We start from the raw sequence: 23,891 nt of genomic DNA on the forward strand, positions 1-23,891 counted from the left end.
GCGCCCGGCGCTCGCGGCACGCGCCCGTCGGGCCGGTGTCACACGATCAGGCCGACCGCGCCGCGCCGGATGCGGCCCCGTCCGCGACTTTGCTCCGACTCTACCTATCTCCCACCTCCTGCCATGATCCCGATCGTGATCAACCGTCGTACCCTGATCGCCGCGTTCGCCGCGGCCCCGGCGCTCAGCGCCCTCGGCGCTGCCGTGGGCGGCAGCCCCGCGAGCGCCGCAGACAGCTATCCCTCCAACACTGCGCTCTACGCCGACCCGACTCTGACCGAGGGCGTGGACTACGGCCGCCGCTACCGTCGGCACCTGATCGACGACCAGAGCCCGCAGGGCCGCGCGGCCCCCGTCCGGACCACCGTCATCGCGCCGCACGGCGGGGGCATCGAGGGCGGCACCTCCGAACTGTGCCTGGCCGTGGCCGGTTACCACCCCGTCGGCCTTGCCCCGACCCCGCCCGACGGGCCGGTGCACGACTTCTGGATGTTCGAGGGCCTGCGGGCCACCAACAACGGCGCGCTGCACGTCACCTCGACCCACTGCGACGACACCGTGGTGCGGGCGATGTGTTCCGGCAGCCTCAATGTGCTGTCGCTGCACGGCTGCACCGCCGCCAAGGCCGGCCTGGAGGCGGGTGCCCAGGCCGTGCTGGTCGGCGGCCTGAACTCCGCCTTCCGTCAGTACCTGATGGAGGAGTTCGCCGCGGCGGGCATCCGTGCCGTGACCGCCTCCGGGGAGGAGGAGATCGCCGGCGTCGCCCCGGAGAACATCTGCAACCGCAGCATGCTCGGCATGGGCGCCCAGCTGGAGCTGACCACCGAGCTCCGGGCCGCGATGTTCGCCCCGGGCAAGAACGACCGGTTCGACCGCGCGGCCAATACGCTGCCGCTGTTCTGGAGCTTCACGGCGGCCGTCCGGGCCGCGATCCAGCGGCTGGAGGCGACCCAGCCCGTGCTGTGACACTCGGCTCACCCGCCGTGCCATGCCCGCCGGGCGAACTGGGCAGGGGTCAGCCCAGCTCGTACGCCAGCACGTAGGTGTGGGTGCCGGACTCATCGACGGTCAGCCGGAACTCGCCGGTGATCCCGGCCAGTTCGCCCGACCCCGTGCCCGGCACCACGCGTATCGTCACCTCGGTGGTGTCCCAGGCGGCATGTTGGAGCACGAACGAGCCAGCGCGCCCGTCCAGTTCGCCCGTCACGTGCTCCACCGCGACGTAGGAGGCCGGCCCGCCCGACACGTCGCCGACGGACAGCATCCTCACCTCGCCGTGCCCGCTCAACCCGCCGGTGAAGGTCTTGGCGATCCTGACCCGGCCGAAGGTGGAGCCCGCCTCGTGCTGCTCCGTCTCCACCGGCTCGAACGCCGTCACCGCGAACGACCCGCTCGCCTCCGCCATGGCACGCTCCCCTCGTCGGTTCCCACCAGCGGCCGGGCCGAACCCGTCGACGCGTCCACCCGTTCACCGGTGCACCCGCGCATGCGGCCGACCCGCACGATCGATACCTGGTCGACCGTGGGTGAAGCCTCGCACGCGCCACTGACAATCGAGCCCGCACTACCGCCCCGGCCGCCTCAGTGGTCCCAGCGCAGCGCCAGCAGCGCCGCGTCGTCGGCCAGCCCCGGGTCGCCGACCCAGCCCCGGACGTCCGCCAGCACGGCGTCCAGCAGGTCCGCCGGGCTGCTGCCGTGCAGTCCGGGCAGCCGCTCCGCCAGCGGGTAGAACCGGCCGTCGGCGTCCCGGGCCTCGGACACCCCGTCGGTGTGGAGCAGCAGCAGGTCGCCCGGGCTCGGATCGAAGCGGCTCGCCGAGTAGTCCTGCCCGGTCAGCTCGCGCAGGCCCAGCGGCGGCGCCGGCACGGCCGGCGCCAGCTCGTCCACCCTGCCCGCGCGGCGCAGCAGCGGGGGCGGATGCCCGCAGTTCACCACCCGTACCGGCTCCCGGCCGGCCGGGACGTCCAGGAGCAGCGCGGTGGCGAACCGCCCGTCACCCGGCCGGGCGGTGAGCGCCGCGTCGAGCCGCTCCGCCAGCCGCCCCGGGTCGGGCTCGGTGCGCGCCGCCTCCCGGAACACCCCCAGGACGTCCGCCGCCGTCTCCACGGCCGGGAGCCCGTGCCCCTGCACGTCCCCCAGCAGGATCCGCACCCCGAAGCGGGTCTCCACCACGGCGTACAGGTCCCCGCCGATCCGCGCCTCGGCGGTCGCCGCGACGTACCGCACGGCCAGCCGCAGCGGCCCGATCCGCTCGGCGGGCGGTCGCAGCAGGGCCCGCTGGGCCGCCTCGGCCACCGTCCGCACCTGGTACAGCTCCCGCTCCCGGGCCGCCACCAGCAGCACGCTGGCCGCGCTGGCCAGGGTCGCGGCCAGCACGGTGACCGGCACGCTGATCCGCACCGAGAGCGGCAGCACGGTGTTGGTCGACTCCAGTACGCCGACCGCCAGCAGTGCCGCCGCACCGACCAGCAGCGGTACCCGGGCCTTGCGGGTGGTGGCACCGACGAGCACCGGGGCCACGGCGAGCAGCGGCGACAGGGTCGCGCCCGGGCCGAGCGCCAGGGCCGCCACCACGGCGGCGACCAGCAGCACGAGGGCGCCGTACAGCAGCAGCCGGGTCCGCCGTGGCAGGTGCAACGGCGGAAGCCCGTCCGGGCCGTCGGCGCTCACGCGAACTCCTCCAGGAATCGAAGATGCTTCGGGCCCCGAGGGCCTTCGAACCACTTTCCCCGCCCGGCCCCGGGTCAGCACCTCGGCGCGGGCCCGACGGGGCCGCGCACTACCCTTGGCCGGGAGATGAGACGCAAGAGCCACCGCCCGACCTCCCCCCTCCCGCAGCGCCGCGGCGTTGACCCGGTTCACCTGCGGCTGCCGCCGGAGGGTGACTGGCCGACGGTCCGGGATCACCTGGTCGAGCGGCTGCCCGCGGTGGCCGCGGCGCGGATCGAGACGGCACTGCGCGACGGCGAGATCGTCGGCGAGCAGGGCCCGATCGCCTACGACGAACCGTTTCGCCCCGGTGCGCACCTGTGGTTCCACCGGGACCACCCGGAGGAGGTGCCGGTCCCCTTCGAGCTGGTGGTGCTGCACCGCGACGAGCACCTGGTGGTCGTCGACAAGCCACACTTCCTGGCCACCACCCCGCGCGGCCGGCACGTGGTGGAGACGGCGCTGTCCCGGCTGCGGCACGACCTCGACCTGCCCGTGCTCAGCCCCGCGCACCGGCTCGACCGGCTCACCGCGGGCCTGGCCATGTTCGTGGTCCGGGCCGAGGAGCGCGGCGCCTACCAGACGCTGTTCCGGGACCGCCAGGTGCGCAAGGAGTACCGGGCGGTCGCCCGGTACGACCCGGAGCTGAGCCTGCCGCGCACGGTGCGCAGCCACATCGTCAAGGAGCGCGGGGTGATCGCCGCCCGGGAGCTGGACGCGCCGCCGAACAGCGAGAGCCGGATCGACCTGCTGGAGCACCGCGACGGCCTCGCCCGCTACCGGCTGAGGCCGCTCAGCGGGCGCACCCACCAGCTGCGGCTGCACATGAGCGGGCTGGGACTCCCGATCCTCGGCGATCCGGTGTACCCGGTGGTGCTGCCCGAACCGGCCCCGGACGACTTCCGCCGGCCGCTGCAACTGCTCGCCTCGGCCATCGAGTTCACCGACCCGCTGACCGGGCGGGAGCGCCGCTTCGAAAGCCGCCGCACGCTCGCCGCATGGACCGACCCGTCCGGCTGGCGGGCCGGAGGCTGACCGTGGCCTGACCGGGCTCCCGTCCTGACTCCCGGCCCGGCCGGGCTCCCCTCCCCTCCCCACCAGGCCGGGCTCCCGGCCGGACCCGGCCTGGCCCGGTCCTAGGCCCAGGCCAGGCCCGGTACTAGGTCCGGCCGACGATCTAGGGCGAACGGAGGATCCGGTCCCGGTACCGGCGGCCGATCCGCCGACGGCGCCGAGGCGCGATCGTTGGGCCATGAACGCAGCAGCGCACACCGCACCCGCCCCCGTCGCCCTGGTCACCGGCGCCTCCCGCGGCCTAGGGCTGGCCCTCGCCCACGCCCTCGCCGCCGAGGGCTGGCGCCTGGTGATCACCGCCCGCGGCGCGGCCGAACTCGCCGACGCCGCGGCCGGCCTGGCCGTCGTCACCGAGGTCGTCGCCCTGCCGGGCTCCATCGTCGACGACGACCACCGGGCCCACCTGGCCGAGGCCGCCGAGCGCCTCGGCGGCGCGAGCCTCCTGGTCAACAACGCCGGTACGCTCAACGGCGCCGCCGCCCCGGGCAGCGAGCCGCTGCCCCGGCTGGCCGACTTCCCGCTGCCGGACCTGCTGGAGGTCTTCGAGGTCAACGCGCTCGCCCCGATCGCGCTCACCCAGCTCGTCCTGCCCCAACTGCGCGCCCACTCCGGCGCGGTGCTCAACATCAGCTCGGACGCCGCCGTGGTGCCCTACCTCGGCTGGGGCGGCTACGGCGCCAGCAAGGCCGCGCTCGACCTGGCCACCGCCGTACTCGCCCGGGAGGAGCCGGAGTTGAGCGTCTGGGCGGTCGACCCGGGCAGCATGAACACCCGGATGCTGCTGGAGGCCAGCCCCGGCGAGGACATCTCCGGCGAGCCGCTGCCGGAACAGATCGCGCCCGTCCTGCTCGGCCTGCTGCGCGACCGAACCCCCTCCGGACGCTATCGCGCCGAGGACCTGGCCGCGGTGCCGGCGGCCGACCGGGGTGGGCGATGACTACCCTGGCCGAGTTGGGTCTCGACGTGACCGTCCCGCCCGAACTCTCCGCCCGCGCACCGGCGGAGGCGCGCGGCGGATCCCGGGACGGCGTGCGGATGCTGGTCGGCCGGCGGGCCACCGGCGCGGTGGAGCACCGCCGGTTCGCCGGCCTGCCCGAGGTGCTGCGCCCGGGTGACCTCCTGGTGGTCAACAACTCGGCCACGCTCCCGGCCGCGCTGCCCGGACGGCTGCCGGACGGCACCCCGGTCGCGCTGCACCTGTCCTCCGCCCAGCCGGACCAACAGGGCGCCCACCTGGTCGAGTTGCGCCGGGTGGAGCCGGGCAGGGCGGCGTCCTACTACCCGCCGGGGGTGTCACCGGCCCGCCCGGGCCTGCGCGTCGCGCTGCCGGCGGGCGGCGTGGCCGAGCTGGCGCAGTCCTTCACCGGCCGCCTCTGGTACGCCGAACTGGACCTGCCCGCACCCCTGTTGCGCTACCTGGAGCTGCACGGTCGGGCGATCCGGTACGGCTACGTGGACCGCGACTGGCCGATCGAGGCCTACCAGACGGTCTTCGCGACTGTCCCCGGCAGCAGCGAAATGCCCAGCGCCGCACGTCCGTTCACGCCCGGTACGGTGACGCGGCTGGCCGGTCGGGGGGTGCTGGTCGCGCCGATCACCCTGCACACCGGGGTGGCCTCGCCGGAGGCCCACGAGGCCCCGTACGCCGAGCGGTTCCACGTCCCGGCGGCCACCGCCCGGCTGGTCGGCCACGTCCGCGCCGGGGGCGGGCGGGTGATCGCCGTCGGCACCACCGTCGTCCGCGCCCTGGAGTCGGCGGTCGCACCGGACGGCACTCTCCAGGAGGCGGACGGCTGGACGGAGTTGGTCATCACCCCGGAGCGCGGGGTCCGCGCGGTGGACGGCCTGCTCACCGGCTGGCACGAGCCGCGCGCCTCCCACCTGCTGATGCTCGCCGCGGTCGCGGGCCGCCCGCTGCTGGCGTCCTGCTATCGCGAGGCGGTTCAACGGCGTTACCTGTGGCACGAGTTCGGCGATGTCAATCTGCTGCTGCCGGACTGAGTCGAGGCTGAGCTCCGCAGCGCGCGCCGGTCAGGCCAGCAGGGTGCGCGCCACGAGCTCGGTGTCCAGGTACTCGCGGACGGCGGTGATCAGGCCGTTCTCCACGGTGAACACGCCCAGGCAGTGGTTCTCGTACGCGGTGCCGTCGGCGGCCGTCCCGACGGCCGTCCACTCGGCCACCGCCCGCGGGCCGTCGGCGAGGACGCCGGTCAGGGTGAGGACGGGCAGGCCGTCGGGGTCGAACAGGGTGCCGACCCGGCCGAGGAAGTCGCCGAAGATCTCCTGCTTGCCGCGCCAGGTGCGGGAGAGCTCCAGGCTGCCCGGGAAGGTCCAGGTGGCGTCCTCGGCGAACAGGGTGATGGCGGCGTCGAGTTCACCGGCGGCGAGCCGGGTGACGTACTCGGTGACGACGGTGCGGGCGTCGGTCTGCTGCATGGTGGGCTCCTGTGGTCCGTCCGGCCGGGGCTGTCCCGCCGTGGCACCAGCAAAGCCCGGGGGTCGTACGGGCGGCCAACAACCCCGGGTGCCGGCCGACAGCCGTCAGTTGTTCACGCAGGTGGGAAGTCCGGCGGCAGCTCCAGTTCGAACCAGACCACCTTGCCGTCCCCGGTCCGGCGGCTGCCCCAGCGGTGCGCCAGCTCGTTGACCAGGTGGATGCCGCGCCCGCCCTCGTCCTCGGTGCGGGCCTGGCGCATCCGGGGCGTCCCGCTCTCCTGGTCAGCCACCTCCACGGTGAGCACCCGGTCGCAGAACAGCCGCAGCTGGGTGGGCGATCCGGCGTGCACCAGGGCGTTGGTGATCAACTCGCTGGTCAACAGTTCGGCCCAGTCGGTGAGTTCGGCCAGTCCCCAGGTGGTGAGCGTCTCGCGGGTGAAGCGGCGCGAGTGGGCGACCATCGCGTGGTCTCCGGTGAGCGGCAGGGCGGCGATCCGGTCGGCGCCCGCCGGGCGGACCTGCGCCATGATGACGGCGATGTCGTCCTCGGAGGTGGGCCCGGTGAGCCGGGTCAGGACGGCGTCGCAGGTCTGCTCCAGCGAGCGGCGCCGGTCGGCGACGGTACGGCGGAGCAGGTCCAGGCCCTCGTCCAGGTCGTGGCCGCGGCGCTCGACCAGCCCGTCGGTGTAGAGGGTCAGGATGGCCTGCTCGGGGAGGGTGAACTCGACGCTCTCGAACGGGACTCCGCCCACGCCGAGCGGCGCGCCGGCCGGCAGTTCGACCAGGCGGGCGTTGCCCTCGGCGTCGGCGACCACGGGTGGCAGGTGGCCGGCGCCGGCGGCGGTGCAACTGCGGTCCGCCGGGTCGTAGACCACGCAGACGCAGGTGGCGAACTGGTCCTCGCCGAGGGCTGCGGTGGCCTCGTCCAGTCGGTGCAGGACCCGGGTCGGGCTCAGCTCCAGGGTGATCAACGTCCGTGCCACCGTACGCAGTTGGCCCATAGTGGCGGCGGCCCGGATGCCGTGGCCCATCACGTCGCCGACGATCAGCGCGACCCGCCCGGAGGACAGCGGCACCACGTCGAACCAGTCGCCGCCGACCTCGCTGACCACACTGCTGGGCAGGTAGCGGTAGGCGAGTTCCAGGCCGAGGGTGCGGTGGATCTCCTGGGGCAGCAGGCTGCGTTGGAGGGTCAGTGCGGTGTCCCGCTCCCGCCGGTAGAGCCGGCCGTTGTCGATCGCCAGCGCGGTGCGCGCGGCCAGCTCCTCGGCCAGTGAACGGTCCGCCGGGCCGAACGGCACCGGATTGTGGGTGCGGATGAACTCCGCGCCGCCGAGTACGAGTCCGCGCGCCACCAGCGGCACCATCAGGTACGAGTGGATCCCGGCGGCCAGCCCCGGCTCCACCCGGTCCGGGGCCGCGACGATCCGCCGCAACTCCCGCTCGGTCACCTCGGAGACCAGGATCGAACGCCGGGTGCGCAGGCTCTGGGCGTACACCTCGGCCGACTGCGAGGTCTCGCCGACCTGGTCCGCGGCCGCCGTCATGCTGCCGTCGGGCGCCGTCTCCCCGACCGCCACCGCCCGCATCAGCACCGGTCCGACCTTCGGCACCGGCTCCGGCTCCTCACCGCCGAGCACCGCGTCCCGCAGGTCCACGGTGACGAAGTCGGCGAAGCGCGGCAGCACCACGTCCACCAACTCCCGTGCGGTGCGGTGCAGATCGAGCGTGGTGCCGATCCGGTTGCTGGCCTCGTTCAGCAGACCCAGCCGCTGCTGGGCGGCCCAGGCCTCGTCCAGCGCCTGCTGCCGGGCGGCGGCCGCGTCGCGCTCCCGGGTGAACAGCAGGGCGTTGTCGATCGACACCGCCGCCCGGACCGCCAACTCCCCGGCCAGCGTGAGGTCGTCGTCCTCGTACGGGCGCTCGACCAGGGTCCGGTAGAAGCCCGCCACACCGACCGGATTGCCGCGCGCGATCAGCGGCACGACCATGAACGAGCGCACGTTCTGCTCCCGCACCGCGGCGGTGCGCACCGGATCGTCGGCGAACCAGGCCATCCCCTCCTCGTCCATCCGCGGCACCAGCACCGGCCGCCGGTGCGCCAGGCTCCACGCGTACGGCGAACCGGGCAGGAAGCGGTGCACCCCGCCCAGCCGGGCGATCGGCGTCAGCGTCGAGCCGCGCACCGAGTGGAACGCCATCCGCCGCAGCAGCGCCGAGCCGTCCTCCGGCGCGCGGACCTCCCGCTCGCCGCGCACCAGCTCCTCCAGCACCTCCACCACCACCGTGTCGGCCAGCCGGGGCGTCGCCACCTCGGCCAACTCATGGGCGGTGCGGTCGAGATCGAGCGTGGTGCCGATCCGCGCCGACGCCGCGTTGACCAGCGCCAGCCGCTCCTGCGCGGCCTTCGCCTCGAGCAGCGCCTGCTGCCGGGCCAGCACGGTCTGGTGCTGGCGCAGGTACAGCCGGGCGTTGTCGATCGCGACGGCCGCCCGGGAGGCCAGCTCGTCACCCAGGGTGATGTCGGCCTCCGCGAAGGACTCGCGCTCGCCGCGCCGCGAGTACACCACCATGCCGAGGGTGGTGCCGCGCGCCACCAGCGGCGTGATCCGCACCGAGCGCGACCGGTCGCCCAGGAACGCCCGGCGGCGGCTCTCGCTCAGGCTGTCGGCCAGCGGCGCCAGCTCCCAGGACGGCACCACCACCGTCCGCCCGGTGATCAGCGCCCGGGCGTAGGGGGAGTCCGGCGGCAGCTCGTACACCGCATCCACCGGCAGCGCTTCGGCCGGGTAGAGCGGATCGGCGGAGGTCAGCGCCAGCCGGCGGACCGACTGCGGGGCGTCCGGGACGGGCGGCTCGACATTGCGCCCGGCGATCAGCGCCTCCAGCGCGAACACCCCGCTCAGGTCCGCGACCCGGGGCACCATCGCATCGGCCAGCTCCCGGGCGGTCTGCCGGAGGTCCAGCGTGGTGCCGATCGAGGCGGTCGCGTCGACCAGCAGGGACAGCCGCTCCTGCGCCCGGGCCGCCCGCGCATCCGCGCGGTAGCGCCCTGTGATGTCGATGACGGTGGCGCTCACCCCGAGCACCCGCCCGCCCCGGTCCGCCAGCCGGAAGTACGAGGCCGACCAGGCGTGGTCCCGCTGCGGATTCCCCGGCGTACGGCCGTGCGAACGGAAGTCCACCACCGGCCGGCCGCTCGCCAGCACCTGCCGCATCACCGCCTCGGCCTCGGCGCCGTTGATCCCCGGCAGCACCTCGGTGAGCCGGTGGCCCAGGTGCTCCCCGACCGTCAGCCCGTTGGCCAGGGCCAGCGCCTCGTTCAGCCGGACGTACCGCAACTCCGTGTCGAACACGGCCATGCCGACCGGGGACTGGGTGAAGAAACCGTCCAGCACGGCCAGGTCCGACTGGATCCGGCGCAAGGTCGTCACCTCGGACGCCACCGCCAGCACCAGCGGCACCCCGCCGGGCCCGCGGACCGGATGGGTGCGGAACTCCAGGTTCACCAGATGCCCGTCCCGGTGCCGCACCGGAAACACCCCGGACCACTCCCGGCCCGCCAGGATCTCCCGGAACAGCTCCAGCACCTCGGGCCGCTGCTCGTCGGAGGTCAGCAGCCGGGCCGCCTTCGCCCCCACCGCCTCGTCCGCCCGGTAGCCGAGCAGTGCCTCCGCGTCGCCGCTCCAGTGCAGGATCCGCCCGTCGGCCTCGATCAGCGCCGTGGCGATCGGAACCAGCAGCAGGGCGTCCTGCTGAGGCTCCCCCCGGCGCTGCGCGTCGTCGTCCACCATGGCCAGAGAACCGCCCGGAGCTCGTTCCCACCAGCCCTGCCATCCTCGCACGCGGTCCCCGCGCCCCGCCCCTCGTGCCCCCCGCACACCGCGTCCCTCAAACCCCGCCCGGCCCCACGCCTCCCGAGCAGCCGCCACCCGCCACTCCGGCGGCCCATCCACCGCCCCGCCCCCGCACAGACAGCCGGCGGGCCCGGCCTCCTACGTCCGCCCGCGCAGTGCGTGGCGCTTGCCCCCGGCGGGGAGCCGCCTGCTGCGCGCGGGAAGTCGGCGGGCCCGGTGCGGTCAGCGGGCGGCGGTGGCGGGTACCCGGGAGAGGGGTGTGGGCTGCGGGGGCGGGGTGGCGCGGCGGGCGGCGAGGGCCAGGGCGGCGCCGATGAGGCAGAGGGCGGCGGCGACCAGGACAGCGCGGTCGGTGCCGGTGGCCAGGGCGTCGGCCGCGGGCCCGGGGCCGGAGGCGGTGGGGTGGGCGGAGCCGGCGACGGCGACCGTCACGGCCACACCGAGGGCCGAGCCGATGTAGCGGGAGGTGTTGTTGGCGCCCGAGCCCATGGCGGCGCGGTGGGCGGGGACGCTGCTGACCGCGAGGCGGGCGAGGGCCGCGTTGAGGACGCCGCTGCCGAGGCCGGCCACCGCCAGGCCGGGCGCCAGCCGGAGCCAGGAGGAGCCGGGCGTGAGCCCGTACAGTCCGGCCTCGCCGAGGCCGCAGATCAGCAGGCCGAGGGCGACCTGAGTGGTGGCCGACAGGTGGGCGGCCAGTCGTCGGGCCTGGAGTGCGGCGATCACGGACAGGCCGGACCACAGGGCGAGCACACCGCCCGCCGCCAGGCCGGAGAGGCCGAGCACGTCCTGGAGCAGGGTGGGCAGGTAGCTCATGAACCCGACCAGCGAGAGCCCGGTGAACAGGGCGCCGCCCGTGGCGGCGATGAAGCCGGGGCTGCGGAACAGCGCCAGGTCGAGCATCGGCTCGCGGACCGTGGCCTCGACCACCACGAAGGCGACGAGCAGCCCCACGCCACCCGCGAGCAGCGTCACCGCCGTGGGCCGCCCCCAGCCGCTGCGGCCCTCGGCGAGTCCGGCGATGAGCAGGGTGGTTCCGGCGGCGAGGGTGAGCACGCCGTACGGGTCGAGCGGGCGGGGCCGCTCGGCCCGGGATTCGGTGAGGCAGGTGGCGGCGCCGGCGGCCACGGCGGCCGAGACCACGGCGAGTCCGCCGCCGACTGCGCGCCAGCCGGCCCACTGCTGGACGAGCGCGCCGTAGACCGGCCCGACCGCGATGCCGAGGCCGACGGCCGCGCCCCAGATCCCGAGCGCCCGGATCCGGCCGGGCCCGGCCGGATGGGCGTGGCTGATCAGGCCGAGCGCGGGCGCCAGGATCGCGGCGGAGGCGATGCCGAGCAGGACCCGGGCGGTCAGGTAGACGGCGCCGCCGGGGGCGAGGGCGGCCAGGGCCTCGGCGGCGGCGAACAGCAGCACGCCGACGGTGAAGACCCGTTTGCGGCCGTGGTCGTCGGCGGCGCTGCCGGCGGTGAGCAGCAGGGCCGAGATGCCGACCAGGGTGCCGGTGAGGATCCAGGTGCGGCCGGAGGGGCCGAGGTGGGCGGCCTGGGCGGTGGCGGCGAGCGAGGCGGTGGGGGCGGTGTAGGCGACGGTGACCAGGGCGGTCGCGGCCGCGGTGACGGCGAGCGTGGCGCCGGGCCGTACGGCTGTGGCGGAGCCGGGTGGTGCGGGGGACATGGGTGTTCCCTCCGGAGGGCGGACCATTGAGTCTGGTGAATGAACCTTCGCGGGCAAGACGCTACCACCTAAAGTCTGTTCATTGAACCCGCATCGACAGTGGACTACGCTGGCCCGCATGGCGCTGGGAACCGACTACGAACTGCAGGACTGCGCACTGGCCCGCGCCCTGGAGGTGATCGGCGAGCGCTGGAGCCTGTTGATCCTCCGCGACGCGTTCTACGGCGTGCAGCGCTTCAACGACTTCCTCGCCCACCTCGGCATCCCGCGCGCCGTCCTCACCGCGCGTCTCAACGCCCTGGTCGCCGCCGGGGTGCTGCGCAAGGAGCCGTACCAGCAGGCGCCGCTGCGCAACGGCTACCTGCTCACCGATGTCGGCCTCGAACTCTGGGGACCGCTCTACCAGTTGAGCCGCTGGGGCGGCCGGCACGCCACCCCGGGCGGCCCGCACCACCTGTTCGCGCACGTCGTCTGCGGCACCGATCTGGACCTCATCGGCGCCTGCCCGACCTGCGGTGGCGGACCCGTCCCACCGACCGAGGTCGCCATGCGCCCCAACCCGGCCCGCACCGGCGGTCACCGCGAGGACCCGGTCTCCCGCGCCCTGGTTCGCCCGCACCTGCTCCTCGAACCGATCGCCTCGGCCGCGGCGGCCTGACGGGGTGCCCCCGAGGCCGCCGGCAGCTTGCCGACGGCCTCGGGGGGCTCTGGGGGAGCCGGGTGCCGGTCAGGAGTGGAACCGGACCTCCGGGTTGGCGGCGGTCGGGCCGTCCAGCAGCGGCTGGTCGAGGCCCTTCAACTGGAGGTCGAAGAACGCCGCGACGTACTGGCGGGTGAGTTCGACCGCGCGCTTGCCCGTCATGGTGGTGTCCGGGCCCTGGGGGAGGCCGAGCCCCTCGAAGAAGAGCGGGAAGTCGGTGAAGCTGCCGTGGTCGGTGCCGTCGAAGGTCAGCCATCGCTTCCAGCCGTCGAGCCGCTGCCAGCTGTCGGTCCAGCTGCCGTCCTCGGCGCCGTCGGGCAGCGGGTGGCCGATCATCAGGTACGGCTTGCCGCCGATGCCGGACTCGGGCACCTCGTAGTCCATGGTGCCGTCCAGGTCGGCCCCCGCCCTGATCCGGTCGTCGGTCAGCAGCGCCGGGACGCTGGCCGCGCCGCCGGCGGAGTGCCCGGCCATGCCGATCCGGTCGCGGTCGATCATGCGGGCGTGGCGCCAGGCCGGGTGGGGTCGGTCGGTCAACTGGTCGATGACGAAGGAGACGTCCTTCGCCCGGCTCTCGTCCAGGCCCTTCCAGGCCTCGGGGGTGGTGAGCTTGCCGCACTCCACGCAGGGGAGCGTCTGCCCGTCCGGGAGCGTGGTGCCGGTGTTCTCGTAGGTGTGGTCGACCAACGCGACCACGTACCCGCGGCTGCCCAGGTCCTCGGCGAGGCTGGTGAGGGAGGTGCGCGGCATGGTGAAGCCGGGGGAGAGGACCACCAGCGGGAAGTGGCCGCCCTGGGGGCGGGCGTCGGTCCTTGACCACGTCCGGGTGTTGGTCACCGACTCGGTCGGGACGGTGTTGCCCGGGAGCTTGCCGTCCAGCAGCATCCGGGCGGCCGCGGCCGTCATGTACGGGGCCGGGCTGCCGGTGCCGGTGTGTGCGGGGTAGTACATCGTGACCATCAGCTGGCGCGGCCCGGTGGAGGGGACCCATGGGTCCGGCCGGTGCTGGTCGACCAGGTGCAGCACCTCCTGCCCGACGGCGTACGGCCCGGTCGGGCGCGGGAGTTCGAGGTGGAGGGCGCTCGGCGCGGTGCCGCTGGCCGGGCCGCTCGTGGCCGCGGCCGTGGTGGCGGGCGCGGCCACGGCCGGTGCGGCGGCGACGGAGAGGGGCAGGGCGAGCAGCAGCGCCGCTGCGGCGGCGGTGCTGGTGCGAAGTCGGCTCGAGTGTCGGCTCATGTGGGCGACGGTAGGCCGCGGACAAGGGAGTTGACGTCGGCTCGGCGGTGTACCGATCCCTTCCGGGAGGGACCGGCTGCGCCCCCTAGGGGTCGGCCTGGGCGGGCGGATTCAGTCGATCGCCCCCAGGATCGTCGCGTTGGCCAGGCCGCCCGCCTCGCGCATGGTCTGCAGCGCGAACCGCCCGCCGCTGCGGGGCGGTTCGCGCACCAGCGTGGTCGTCAGCCGGGCGCCGCCGGCGCCCGGCGGGTGGCGGAGGGCGATGGCCCCGCCGTTGACCTTGAGCCTGGCCGGATCGGCGCCGGTCTCCTGCGGCGAGGCCAGGCCAGGCCAGGCCAGGACGACGCTCGCGAAGGCCTTCGTTCACCAGGGCCGGGTCGACGCCGCTGCGCCCCATCAGGGCCTGGAGGGCCCGGAGGCCCGCGCCGAGAGCACCTCCGCCCACGGGCGGGCCTACGCCGCGCCCAGCGGATGCGGGGACCGGTGCACCAGTCCGCCGACCGTCACCGTCAGCCGCCCCCGGGCGAACCGGACGCTCCCCTCGGTGCGCAGCGACTCGTGCAGCGCGGCCCGGAAGCCGGGGGAGAAGGGCTCGTCCACCCCCAGGACACGCTCCGCCCGCCCGTGCAACTGGGCCGGCAGCAGCCCGCGAAGTCGTCACACGGGCAGGAAGGAGGCCCAGCGTATTCGCCCGAACGCGCCCCGCCCCGTCAGCGCCCCGCCGCGCCGAACCCGACCTGCAGCCGCCGCAGCAGCGCCGTGCCCGCAGGGTCCACCGACCGCCGGGTGTTGGCCAGTACCACCACCCCCACCTGCTGCTCCGGGTCGAAGGCGACGAAGGAACTGAACCCGCCCGTCCCCCCGTTGTGCCACAGCTGCAGGTGCCTGCCCTGCTGGGCGTGCAGTCGGTGGCCGAGCCAGCCGAGGTGCGTCCAGGCGAACGGGTTGACCCGGTGCAGGGTCTCCCGGGTGAGCAGGATCGCGGGCGTCAGCGGCGCGTCCGGCTCGCGGTCGGCGGCCAACTGCGCCCGCAGGAGGGTCGCGAGGTCGGCGGCCGTGGAGCGCAGCCCGCCCATGCCCGGCAGCGCCGCGAAGTCCCAGGACGGCACCGGACCCCCGCCCGCGGCGTGGCCGCGCGCCAGCCGTTCGGACTGCTCGGCGTCCGGCCGCAGGCAGGTGTCCGCCAGCCCCAGCGGGGTGCACACCTCGCGCGCCACCAGCTCCCCGTACCCGGTGTCGGCCCGGTGGGCGAGGGCCAGCCCGAGCAGCCCGGCGCCGAGGTTGGAGTAGCGGAAGTTGCGCCCGGGGACGGAACACAGCCGCGTCCGGGCGAGCCCGGAGAGTACGCGCCCGGCGGTGCAGTGGGCGTACGGGTCGGGCCTGTTGGGCCGGAGCAAGGCCCGCAGCATCATGCCCCGGGGGAGCCGGGGGAGCCCCGAGGTGTGGGTGGCGAGGTGTCGCAGCGTGATCGCCTCCCCGCCCCGGGCGGGGACGGTCGCCGGCCCGGGGAGCACCTCCGCGAGCGGCTCGTCGAGGCGTACCGTCTCGTCGAGCGCCAGCCGCGCGAGCACCAGCGAGGTGAACACCTTGCTGACGGACCCGATGTCGAACAGCGTGTGCGCCCCGGGCACCCCGCCACCCGGGCTCGTCCGCCCGACGCCGTGGATCTCCACGGCGCCCCCGGCCAGCCCGGCGACCACCGCGCCGACGTGCCGGTCCGCGAGCCGGTCGGCGGTCTGTTCCACGAGGCGGGCGAGTTCGTTCATGGGCGTGAGCCTAGGCGCCCGCGACCTGCGAAGTCGTCCGCCCGGAAGATGAGTTCGACCGCCCTGGACGCTCCCCGGGGTCCACGCCCCGATCCGCCCGGCCGCGCCCCGCGTTGTTCGGCTGTCGGGCCCCGAGAGCGATGCCCCCTCGCCCTCCCCGCCCCGCTGCTCCTCGTCCTCCCCGCGCCCCTACCCCTCGCCCTCCCCGAGCGCCGCCCGCAGTCTCGCCGCGACCTCCGCCGCCCCCGCCTCGTCCGGGTACTTCCGCCGCGGCCAGAAGAACCCGCGCAGCCCGTCCTTCGGATTGCGCGGCACCACGTGGACGTGCAGGTGCGGCACCGACTGGCTGATCCGGTTGTTCGCCGCCACGAAGCTGCCCGCCGCGCCCATCCCCCGCTCGACCGCCGCCGCCACCCGCTGCACCCGCAGGAAGAACGGCCCGACCTCCTCGGCCGGCAGGTCCGCCAGGGTCCGGTGGTGGGCGCGCGGCACGACCAGCACGTGGCCGGGGAACAGCGGCCGGCGGTCCAGGAAGGCCACCGCCGTCCCGTCGTCGAGCACCCGGTGCGCGGGCTCCTCGCCGGCCACCACCGCACAGAACACGCAGTCCATCCGTCCATTCAAACCACCGGTCGCGCCCCCGGCACCCCCGCAAACCCGGCTCGGCCCCGCGTCACCCGTCCGGCGGCCGACCGGGTGCGCCCGCCCCCACACCGGGCGCACGGTGCAGCGAGGGGGCAGGGGGACGGATCGACGCGGCGCACCCGCGCCGCACGAGGAGGTGGCCCGGATGTCGGGCAAGTTCGAGGTCTACCAGGACGCCGGCGGCAAGTACCGGTTCCGGCTCAAGGCGGGCAACGGCGAGATCGTCGCCACCGGCCAGGGCTACGTCAGCAAGGACGCCGCCCACAAGGGCGTGGAGGCCGTCCAGCGGGCGGCCGACGGCGCCCCGGTGGTCGACGTCCCGAAGGCCGCCTGACCCGGGTCGGGACGCGCCGGCGCCCCGCCCCAGGGCCCGCCAGGGCCCGTCGGCGGGGCGCACCGGTCGCCGCAGCAGCCGCCCGGCCGGGCGGTACGCCCACGTGCAGCTCGCAGCTGTCCGCAGCCGCCCGCCTACTCGTACCGGTACAGCAGCGCCTCCCGCTCCGTCTGCTCGATCATCTCGACGGTCAGCGAGTCGTCCCGCAGGTGCGACAGCGTGACCTCCGCCGAGGTCGGCTGGGCGTCCTTGGCCAGCCAGTTCTCCGGCTTCCAGGCCGATCCGCGCAGGAGCGACTTCGGGCAGTGCGCGTACACCTCCTCCACGGCGACCACGATCGCGCTGCGCGGCGGCTTGCCGACGGCGGTCAGCTGCCGCAGCAGCTCCGGGTCGGTGGAGACGCAGGCCCGCCCGTTCACGCGCAGCGTGGTGTCCCGGCCGGGGACGACGAACAGCAGCCCGACCCGTCCGTTCTCCAGGATGTTGTGCAGGGTGTCCAGTCGCTTGTTGCCGGTGGCGTCCGGAATGGCCAGGGTGTACTCGTCCAGCACCGAGACCAGCCCGGCCGGCCCGCCGCGCGGGGAGACGTCGCAGCGGCCGGCGGCGTCGGAGCTGGCGACGAACACCAGCGAGGCGCAGGCGATCAGCCGCTGGGCGACCTCGTGCAGTCGGTCGACCTGCTTGCGGCGCGCGTGGTCGCCGGGCTGCTCGTAGACCTCGCGCAGCTGGGCCGCGTCGGTGAGGGCCGTCGCGGCGAGGGCGGCGAACAAGCTGTTCGGGGCGTCCGGCGCGGGGGTTGACGGTGCGGTGGCTTCCGGTATGAGGGTCATGCCGGGAATCTAGCGGAGGCCTCGCTCCGCACCACCGGTCCCGGCTGCCTCAACTCTTCGTGAAAGAGTCGCCACACCCGTCGCCACCAGCGGTTTTCCGCTCATAATGGGGCCAAGGACTCCAGCCAGCCGGAGGTGGTGGCCGTGATCGTCAGAATCTGGGCCGGGCAGGTCACGGCCGATCGCATCGAGGAGTTCTGCGCGCACCTGCTCAGCCAGGTGTTGCCGCAGTTGGGGCGGACGGACGGCTGCTTCGGTGGTGAGCTGCTGCGCTCGGTGACCGAGGGCGGGCACCGGGTGCTCGTGGTGAGTCGCTGGCGCGACGAGGAGGCTCTGCTCGGGTACGCCGGGCCGATGTGGCGGATCCGGCCGGTCTGGTCGGAGGGTGAGTTGCACTACCTCGTGCACCCCCCGGAGGTCACCCACTTCACGTCGATCGCCGCACCCGCCACACTCTGAGCCCGGCCGAGAGCCCTTGGGCCCTTGGGTCGGCCGTCACATCGGGTCGGCGGCCGTCAGATCGCCAACGGCACCGAGTGGATCTCGTCCGCCGGGTGCCCGGTCCGGTCGTGGACCCGCTGCACCGCTTCCCGGGACGGCGCTTCGGACAGGCAGTACACCGTGCCCGAATCCGGGTCCGCCCAGGCCTGCTCGAAGTGCACGCCCTCCTCGCCCTCGACCGCCAAGTCGGCCGCGTGGGCCGCCTTGAGCTGCTCCGCCGTGATCCCGACCATCCCGTGATGGACGTCCATGAACCTCATCGTCGTCGCCTCCGAGCCGTACGAATCAGAACCGTTCGGATCCGCTCGGAACCATTCGGATCCGCGCCGTACGGATCCGAACCGTACGGGCTCCCGGTCCTGCGGACCTTTCGGTCCTACCACCAGCCTCACCCTCCGCGTACGGCAGCGCCACTGCCACCACCACCACCGTCGCCGCTGCGACCGCCGTCACCACCCCGCCGCGCATTCCCCGCAAGGCCGTGAAACAGGCCACACCGGAACACTCTCCCTGGGCTCGCGTCCCGCGTGGCACAATGACGTCAACAGCAGTGACGTTCAGCGCACTCCGGGGTCGGTGAAAATCCGAACCGGCGGTTACAGTCCGCGACCCGTCCGCAGCCAGCGGCCGGTTGACCAGGTGAAATTCCTGGACCGACGGTTAAAGTCCGGATGGGAGGCGTGCGCGGGCGGACGAAGAGCAGTATCCGTGGTCCATCACGTACCGGACCGGACCACGGCCAGGTGAGCGGCGGGAGAGGTGTCTCCCGGGTCGGGTGAGCGATCTCCCGGCGGCTTCGGCACCCCGGCGACGGGACGTGTCGACAGCACTGCGAACCGTTGCCCGTCCGTGTCATCTCCCCATGCCGCCCCGGAGTCCGCGCCCCAAGCGCGAGGAGACCCGGGTGTTCACCGGCATCATCGAAGAGCTCGGCGAGGTCGTGTCGATCGAGGAGATCGGCGACTCCTCGCGAATCCGCCTGCGTGGCCCGGTGGTTCGGGACGGCGCACGCCACGGGGACTCCATCGCGGTCAACGGCGTCTGTCTGACGGTCGTCGACAGTGCTGAGCAACTGGCCGACCAGCCGGGTGAGTTCAGTGCCGACGTGATGGCGGAGACGCTGCACCGGTCCAGCCTGGGCGAGTTGGAGCCCGGCTCCCCGGTCAACCTGGAGCGCGCGATGGCGCTCGGTGCTCGGCTCGGCGGCCACCTGGTCCAGGGCCATGTCGACGCCACCGGAAGGCTGTTGAGCCGCGAGCCCGGCGAGCGCGACGCGGACGGCAACCTGCGCTGGGAGGTGCTGCGCTTCTCGCTGCCCGAGTCCGTCTCCCGCTACCTGGTGGAGAAGGGCTCGATCACGGTCGACGGCGTCAGCCTCACCGTGGTGGAGGCCGCCCGCGACAGCTTCACCGTCAGCCTCATCCCGGCCACCCTCGCACTGACCACGCTCGGCTCGAAGGCCGTCGGCGGCAGCGTCAACCTGGAGGTGGACGTCCTCGCCAAGTACGTGGAGCGGCTGCTCGAATCGCGCACTCTGCCCAACCTGCCCAACCCGCCGATCGACCTGCTCGACGCGACAACCAAGCTGCCGGACCGCGCGGCCGGGCCGTCCGCCCCGGCCGCCGACCACACCACGGGGGAGAACAAGTGAGCTGGCTCAGTGGAGAGGCGTTCAGCGTCCTCGGTGAACACGTGAAATGGGCCGACATGATCGGCAACCTGCTCGGCTTCGGCGGTCTGGCGCTCGGCTGGCGCCGCTCGGTGTGGAGCTGGCCGGTCCAACTCCTGTCCGGCGCCGTGCTGATCGCCGCCTACCTCGGGGGCCACGTCCCCGGCCTGATCGGCAAGCAGCTGATCGTCATCGTCACCGCTGCCTGGGGCTGGGCGCAGTGGCGGCGCGGCCGCCGTGACACCGGCACGATCTCGGTGCGGTTCGCGAGCTGGCCGGAGCGGGCCGCCCTGGTGGCCGGCACGGCCGTCGGCACCGTGGCCCTGGCGCTGCTGTTCACCGCCTACCCCAGCCTGTCCTGGAGCCCGTGGTCGGACGCCTACATCTTCGTCGGCACGCTCGCCGCGATGGTCGCCCAGGCACGCGGCTGGCTGGAGTTCTGGTTCGCCTGGATCGCGGTCGACGTGGTCGGCGTCCCGCTCGCCTTCAACAGCGGCTACACCTTCTCCGGCCTCACCTACTCCGTCTACTTCGTCCTGGTGCTGCTCGGCCTGCGTTCCTGGTGGCTGAGCACCCGTGAGCCGCGAGTCACGTCCTCCAACGTCCCGCAGGGAGCCACGGCATGACCGAGAACCAGAACCCCGGCAGCGGCAGCGCCCACGGCACCGCCCACGGCGCCGACGACGAGTTCGTGCTCGACCCCGTCGAGCGGGCGATCGCCGACATCGCGGTCGGCCGCGCGGTGATCGTGGTCGACGACGAGGACCGCGAGAACGAGGGCGACCTCGTCTTCGCCGCCTCCGCCGCGACGCCCGAGCTGATGGCCTTCACCATCCGCTACAGCTCCGGCGTGATCTGCGTCCCGATGACCGGCGAAGAGCTGGACCGCCTCAAGCTCCCGCCGATGACCCAGGTCAACGAGGACCGCAAGGGCACCGCGTACACCGTCTCGGTGGACGCCCGCGAGGGCGTGGACACCGGCATCTCCGCCGCCGACCGCGCCCGGACGGTACGGCTGCTCTCCTCCCCCGGCACTGAGCCGGGTGACCTGACCCGCCCCGGGCACGTCTTCCCGCTGCGCGCCGTCGAGGGCGGGGTGCTGGTCCGCCCCGGGCACACCGAGGCCGCCGTCGACCTGGCCCGGCTCGCCGGGCTGGCGCCGGCCGGCGCGATCGCCGAGGTGGTCAACGACGACGGGACGATGGCCCGGCTGCCCGAGCTGATGGCCTTCGCCCGCGAGCACGGCCTGGCGATCATCTCCATCGAGGACCTCATCGCCTACCGCCGCCGCACCGAGCTGCACGTGGACCGGGCCGCCGTCACCGCCCTGCCCACCGTGCACGGCGAGTTCACCGCGGTCGGTTACCAGGGCATGATCGACGGCGTCGAGCACATCGCGCTGGTGGCCGGCGGCCTCGGCGCGGACGGACGGCTGCCGGACGGCGAGGACGTGCTGGTGCGGGTCCACTCCGAGTGCCTGACCGGCGACGTCCTCGGTTCGCTGCGCTGCGACTGCGGCCCGCAGTTGGAGGCCTCGCTGCAGCGGGTCGCCGAGTCCGGCCGCGGCGTGGTTCTCTACCTGCGCGGCCACGAGGGCCGGGGGATCGGCCTGGCCCACAAGCTGCGCGCGTACGAGCTGCAGGAGCAGGGCCGGGACACCGTCGACGCCAACCTGGACCTCGGCCTGCCCGCCGACGCCCGTGACTACAGCATCGCGGCGCAGATGCTGGTGGACCTCGGCGTCCGCTCGCTCACCCTGCTGACCAACAACCCGCAGAAGCTGAACGCGCTCACCGACCACGGGCTCAAGGTCAAGGGACGCGAGGCGGTCGAGATCGCGCCCGGCGAGCACAACCTGCGCTACCTGCGCACCAAGCGCGACCGGATGGGCCACGACCTGCCCGGCCTCGGCTCCTGACACGACGCGGGCAGTCGAACCCGTAGCGGGTGCGACGCAAGGACCCGAACCCGTAGCGAGTGCGACGCAAGCACCCGAACCCCCGTACCGAGCAAGGACAGGAAGTAGAGACATGAGCGGCCACGGAGCCCCCGAGCTGACCATCGACGGCGCCGCCGACCTCAAGGTCGCGGTGATCGCCGCCCAGTGGCACGACCAGGTCATGAACGGCCTGCTGGACGGCGCCCACCGCGCGCTCAAGGAGCTGGGCGTGTCCGAGCCGACCGTCCTGCGCGTCCCGGGCACCTTCGAGCTGCCGGTCGCCGCCAAGCGCCTCGCCGAGCGCGGCTACGACGCCGTCGTCGCCCTCGGCGTGGTGATCCGCGGCGGCACCCCGCACTTCGACTACGTCTGCCAGGCGGCCACCGCGGGCCTCACCCAGGTCAGCGTGGACACCGGTGTCCCGGTCGGCTTCGGCGTGCTGACCTGCGACAACGAGCAGCAGGCACTCGACCGGGCCGGCCTGCCGGGCTCCGCCGAGGACAAGGGCCACGAGGCCGTCACCGCCGCCGTCGCCACCGCGGTGACGCTGCGTTCCGTGCTCTGACGCGAACTCCTGTGGCCCCGGACCGTGGACGTCCAGCCGACCGTCCACGGTCCGGGACCGTTTACCGTCCGTCCGCCCGCACGCCGTATGGTGAGTCCCATCATGGCTTCGAAGACATTCGAGGAGCTCTTCGCCGAGCTCCAGCAGAAGGCCGCCACCGGCGACCCCTCGTCCTCCCGTACCGCGCAGCTCGTCCAGCAGGGCGTCCATTCGATCGGCAAGAAGGTCGTCGAGGAGGCCGCCGAGGTCTGGATGGCCGCCGAGTTCCAGTCGGACGAGCAGACCGCGGAGGAGATCTCGCAGCTCCTCTACCACGTTCAGGTGATGATGATCGCCCGTGGGCTGACGCTCGACGACGTCTACAAGTACCTCTAGAACGCCCGTGCCCGCACTGGCACGCCTCCCTCTCCCGCAGGTCCGACAGGTAAGGAAGCAACCTCCCATGCTGCGCATCGCCGTCCCCAACAAGGGTTCGCTCTCGGGTCCCGCGGCGGAGATGCTCCATGAGGCCGGCTACCGCCAGCGCAAGGACCCCAAGGAGCTCGTGCTCGTCGACCCCAACAACGACGTCGAGTTCTTCTTCCTCCGCCCGCGCGACATCGCCGTCTACGTCGGCTCCGGCCGCCTCGACGTCGGCATCACCGGCCGCGACCTGCTGCTGGACTCGCACTCCAACGCGGAGGAGGTGCTCGCCCTCGGCTTCGCCGGGTCGACCTTCCGCTTCGCCCGCCCCGAGGGCCTGGACGTGAAGGACGTCCAGGGCCTGGAGGGCCTGCGGATCGCGACCTCCTACACGGGCCTGGTCGAACAGCACCTGGCCGACCACGGCGTGACGGCGACGGTCACCAAGCTGGACGGCGCGGTCGAGACCGCGGTGCAGCTGGGCGTCGCCGACGTGATCGCCGACGTGGTGGAAACCGGCACCAGCCTGCGCAACGCCGGCCTGGAGGTCTTCGGCGAGCCGATCCTGATCTCGGACTCCGTGGTGATCCGGCCCAAGGGCGCCGGCGAGGACGCGCGGGTCGAGCAGTTCCTGCGCCGGCTGCAGGGCGTGCTGGTGGCCCGCCGCTACGTGCTGATGGACTACGACATCCGCGCCGAGAAGGTCGGGGCCGCCGTTGCGCTCACCCCCGGCCTGGAGTCGCCGACCGTCTCCCCGCTGCACACCGAGGGCTGGGTGGCGGTCCGGTCGATGGTGCTCCGCAAGGAGGCCCAGCAGATCATGGACGATCTGTGGGGCATCGGCGCCCGGGCGATCCTGGTCACCAACATCCACGCCTGCCGCCTCTGACCTGCCCGCACGTCCGAGAGTAAAGAACGGTTCAATAGGGCGGGGATGCCGGTCGGCGTCCCCGCCCTACTGCTGTCGCATCCAGAACCACCGGAGACCCCACGTGACCACGCCGCCCGTCGAGTTCCCCGTCACCTGGGCGCCCCGCCGCACCCGCGCGGTGCTGCTGCCGGTCTGCGCCGTGCTCGTCGTCTTGTTCGTGGTGCTGGCCCTGCTGCTCCCGGCGAACTGGCAGCTCAACGACCGGATCATGATGATCGCCAGCGGTGTGCTGTTCGCCGGCGCGGGCCTGATGCTGGCCCGTCCGCGGGTGACCGCCGACGCGGAGGGCGTGACGGTGGTCAACTTCGTCCGTCGGCGCCGGCTGTCCTGGGCCGAGATCGTCCGGGTCAACTTCCGCCAGGGCGACCCGTGGGCCACCCTCGACCTGTCCGACGGCACCTCGCTCGCCGCGGTCGGCATCCAGTCCGGGGTCGGCAAGGCCCGGGCGATCGCGGACGCCCGGGCGCTGCGCGACCTGGTCGAGCACCACGCCCAGCTCTGACCGGAGGCTGCGAACACGCTTCCTACCGGCGCGCCGGTATGGTCTACGCTGGTAAAAGCGGGGCAAAACTTCGGCCCCGCCCAGAACGACCAGTACCGTACCGACCTGAGGAGTGACACTC

25 protein-coding genes, 1 pseudogene and 1 riboswitch are annotated in these 23,891 nt (G+C 73.9%); of the genes and pseudogenes, 14 read left to right on the forward strand and 12 right to left on the reverse strand.

The window, feature by feature from the left end; genetic code table 11:
- Positions 1-123 precede the first annotated feature (123 nt).
- Entirely contained in the window at positions 124-966 is an 843-nt protein-coding gene (locus tag ACZ7BZ_RS22660; protein WP_470359865.1) for a poly-gamma-glutamate hydrolase family protein, read from the forward strand.
- Between the two features lie 49 nt (positions 967-1,015).
- Here the strand turns inward: ACZ7BZ_RS22660 and ACZ7BZ_RS22665 are convergent, their stop codons facing one another.
- Together ACZ7BZ_RS22665 and ACZ7BZ_RS22670 are read right to left on the reverse strand one after the other, a co-directional pair.
- Positions 1,016-1,405 carry a DUF3224 domain-containing protein gene (locus ACZ7BZ_RS22665; RefSeq protein WP_470359866.1) on the reverse strand — a complete coding sequence of 130 codons (390 nt, stop codon included), beginning with the start codon at positions 1,403-1,405 and terminating at the stop codon, positions 1,016-1,018.
- Positions 1,406-1,581: 176 nt separating this feature from the next.
- A complete protein-coding gene (locus ACZ7BZ_RS22670) occupies positions 1,582-2,670 on the reverse strand; it encodes a PP2C family protein-serine/threonine phosphatase (protein WP_470359867.1) in 1,089 nt (362 codons plus the stop codon).
- Between the two features lie 126 nt (positions 2,671-2,796).
- Between ACZ7BZ_RS22670 and ACZ7BZ_RS22675 the strand changes: the two genes are divergently transcribed.
- The 3 genes from ACZ7BZ_RS22675 (at position 2,797) to ACZ7BZ_RS22685 (ending at position 5,784) form a co-directional block, all read left to right on the forward strand.
- Positions 2,797-3,744: a pseudouridine synthase gene (locus ACZ7BZ_RS22675; protein WP_380457523.1), complete on the forward strand. Its 948-nt coding sequence runs from the start codon at positions 2,797-2,799 to the stop codon at positions 3,742-3,744.
- Positions 3,745-3,961: 217 nt separating this feature from the next.
- Positions 3,962-4,720: an SDR family oxidoreductase gene (locus ACZ7BZ_RS22680; protein ID WP_470359868.1), complete on the forward strand. Its 759-nt coding sequence runs from the start codon at positions 3,962-3,964 to the stop codon at positions 4,718-4,720.
- Positions 4,717-5,784 (forward strand): S-adenosylmethionine:tRNA ribosyltransferase-isomerase, encoded by a 1,068-nt coding sequence (locus ACZ7BZ_RS22685; protein ID WP_470359869.1) that lies wholly within the window; start codon positions 4,717-4,719, stop codon positions 5,782-5,784. Before ACZ7BZ_RS22680 ends, ACZ7BZ_RS22685 begins: the two co-directional genes overlap by 4 nt.
- A gap of 30 nt (positions 5,785-5,814) precedes the next feature.
- On the opposite strand, the gene ACZ7BZ_RS22690 is transcribed toward ACZ7BZ_RS22685, so the two are convergent.
- From ACZ7BZ_RS22690 to ACZ7BZ_RS22700, 3 genes are all read right to left on the reverse strand, one after another.
- Positions 5,815-6,219, reverse strand: a complete 405-nt coding sequence (locus ACZ7BZ_RS22690; RefSeq protein WP_470359870.1) for a nuclear transport factor 2 family protein — start codon at positions 6,217-6,219, stop codon at positions 5,815-5,817.
- A gap of 113 nt (positions 6,220-6,332) precedes the next feature.
- Entirely contained in the window at positions 6,333-10,013 is a 3,681-nt protein-coding gene (locus tag ACZ7BZ_RS22695; RefSeq protein WP_470359871.1) for a SpoIIE family protein phosphatase, read from the reverse strand.
- Between the two features lie 285 nt (positions 10,014-10,298).
- Positions 10,299-11,750, reverse strand: a complete 1,452-nt coding sequence (locus tag ACZ7BZ_RS22700; RefSeq protein WP_470359872.1) for an MFS transporter — start codon at positions 11,748-11,750, stop codon at positions 10,299-10,301.
- A gap of 118 nt (positions 11,751-11,868) precedes the next feature.
- On the opposite strand from ACZ7BZ_RS22700, the gene ACZ7BZ_RS22705 reads away from it, so the two are divergent.
- Positions 11,869-12,408, forward strand: coding sequence for a winged helix-turn-helix transcriptional regulator (locus ACZ7BZ_RS22705; RefSeq protein WP_470359873.1), 540 nt, complete (start codon positions 11,869-11,871; stop codon positions 12,406-12,408).
- 69 nt (positions 12,409-12,477) lie between these two features.
- On the opposite strand, the gene ACZ7BZ_RS22710 is transcribed toward ACZ7BZ_RS22705, so the two are convergent.
- The 5 genes and pseudogenes from ACZ7BZ_RS22710 to ACZ7BZ_RS22730 form a co-directional block, all read right to left on the reverse strand.
- On the reverse strand, positions 12,478-13,686 hold the full coding sequence (locus ACZ7BZ_RS22710) for an alpha/beta hydrolase family protein (RefSeq protein WP_470359874.1): 1,209 nt from the start codon (positions 13,684-13,686) through the stop codon (positions 12,478-12,480).
- A gap of 111 nt (positions 13,687-13,797) precedes the next feature.
- Positions 13,798-14,046: pseudogene (locus tag ACZ7BZ_RS22715) on the reverse strand (steroid 3-ketoacyl-CoA thiolase); the annotation flags it as partial.
- A gap of 93 nt (positions 14,047-14,139) precedes the next feature.
- The gene (locus ACZ7BZ_RS22720; protein ID WP_470359875.1) at positions 14,140-14,286 is read right to left on the reverse strand and encodes a hypothetical protein; all 147 of its coding nucleotides are present in this window, start codon (positions 14,284-14,286) and stop codon (positions 14,140-14,142) included.
- 110 nt (positions 14,287-14,396) lie between these two features.
- The gene (locus ACZ7BZ_RS22725; RefSeq protein ID WP_470359876.1) at positions 14,397-15,452 is read right to left on the reverse strand and encodes a serine hydrolase domain-containing protein; all 1,056 of its coding nucleotides are present in this window, start codon (positions 15,450-15,452) and stop codon (positions 14,397-14,399) included.
- A 189-nt stretch (positions 15,453-15,641) separates the two neighbouring features.
- Positions 15,642-16,064, reverse strand: a complete 423-nt coding sequence (locus ACZ7BZ_RS22730; protein WP_470359877.1) for an HIT family protein — start codon at positions 16,062-16,064, stop codon at positions 15,642-15,644.
- Between the two features lie 178 nt (positions 16,065-16,242).
- Here ACZ7BZ_RS22730 and ACZ7BZ_RS22735 point away from each other — a divergent pair, with 178 nt between their 5' ends.
- Positions 16,243-16,431: a YegP family protein gene (locus tag ACZ7BZ_RS22735; RefSeq protein WP_188299765.1), complete on the forward strand. Its 189-nt coding sequence runs from the start codon at positions 16,243-16,245 to the stop codon at positions 16,429-16,431.
- 134 nt (positions 16,432-16,565) lie between these two features.
- Here ACZ7BZ_RS22735 and ACZ7BZ_RS22740 read toward each other — a convergent pair whose 3' ends face one another.
- Entirely contained in the window at positions 16,566-17,261 is a 696-nt protein-coding gene (locus tag ACZ7BZ_RS22740; RefSeq protein ID WP_470359878.1) for an MSMEG_1061 family FMN-dependent PPOX-type flavoprotein, read from the reverse strand.
- Positions 17,262-17,405: 144 nt separating this feature from the next.
- Between ACZ7BZ_RS22740 and ACZ7BZ_RS22745 the strand changes: the two genes are divergently transcribed.
- Entirely contained in the window at positions 17,406-17,720 is a 315-nt protein-coding gene (locus tag ACZ7BZ_RS22745; protein ID WP_470359879.1) for an antibiotic biosynthesis monooxygenase family protein, read from the forward strand.
- Positions 17,721-17,776: 56 nt separating this feature from the next.
- Here the strand turns inward: ACZ7BZ_RS22745 and ACZ7BZ_RS22750 are convergent, their stop codons facing one another.
- Entirely contained in the window at positions 17,777-18,022 is a 246-nt protein-coding gene (locus tag ACZ7BZ_RS22750; RefSeq protein ID WP_470359880.1) for an SCO4226 family nickel-binding protein, read from the reverse strand.
- Positions 18,023-18,321: 299 nt separating this feature from the next.
- Positions 18,322-18,449: riboswitch (FMN riboswitch) on the forward strand.
- 217 nt (positions 18,450-18,666) lie between these two features.
- Here ACZ7BZ_RS22750 and ACZ7BZ_RS22755 point away from each other — a divergent pair.
- From ACZ7BZ_RS22755 to ACZ7BZ_RS22785, 7 genes are all read left to right on the forward strand, one after another.
- A complete protein-coding gene (locus tag ACZ7BZ_RS22755) occupies positions 18,667-19,413 on the forward strand; it encodes a riboflavin synthase (RefSeq protein WP_470359975.1) in 747 nt (248 codons plus the stop codon).
- A complete protein-coding gene (locus tag ACZ7BZ_RS22760) occupies positions 19,410-20,057 on the forward strand; it encodes a nicotinamide mononucleotide transporter family protein (RefSeq protein WP_380457558.1) in 648 nt (215 codons plus the stop codon). The genes ACZ7BZ_RS22755 and ACZ7BZ_RS22760 overlap by 4 nt, the downstream gene beginning before the upstream one ends.
- A complete protein-coding gene (locus tag ACZ7BZ_RS22765) occupies positions 20,054-21,349 on the forward strand; it encodes a bifunctional 3,4-dihydroxy-2-butanone-4-phosphate synthase/GTP cyclohydrolase II (protein ID WP_470359881.1) in 1,296 nt (431 codons plus the stop codon). The genes ACZ7BZ_RS22760 and ACZ7BZ_RS22765 overlap by 4 nt, the downstream gene beginning before the upstream one ends.
- Positions 21,350-21,461: 112 nt before the next feature.
- Positions 21,462-21,935 carry a 6,7-dimethyl-8-ribityllumazine synthase gene (gene ribH / locus ACZ7BZ_RS22770; RefSeq protein WP_380457562.1) on the forward strand — a complete coding sequence of 158 codons (474 nt, stop codon included), beginning with the start codon at positions 21,462-21,464 and terminating at the stop codon, positions 21,933-21,935.
- Between the two features lie 102 nt (positions 21,936-22,037).
- Positions 22,038-22,310: a phosphoribosyl-ATP diphosphatase gene (locus ACZ7BZ_RS22775; RefSeq protein WP_470359882.1), complete on the forward strand. Its 273-nt coding sequence runs from the start codon at positions 22,038-22,040 to the stop codon at positions 22,308-22,310.
- 67 nt (positions 22,311-22,377) lie between these two features.
- Positions 22,378-23,226, forward strand: a complete 849-nt coding sequence (gene hisG, locus ACZ7BZ_RS22780) for an ATP phosphoribosyltransferase (protein ID WP_380457565.1) — start codon at positions 22,378-22,380, stop codon at positions 23,224-23,226.
- Between the two features lie 103 nt (positions 23,227-23,329).
- Positions 23,330-23,770, forward strand: coding sequence for a PH domain-containing protein (locus tag ACZ7BZ_RS22785; protein ID WP_470359883.1), 441 nt, complete (start codon positions 23,330-23,332; stop codon positions 23,768-23,770).
- Positions 23,771-23,891: the final 121 nt, after the last annotated feature.

It is taken from the genome of Kitasatospora sp. NPDC036934 (assembly GCF_055608425.1).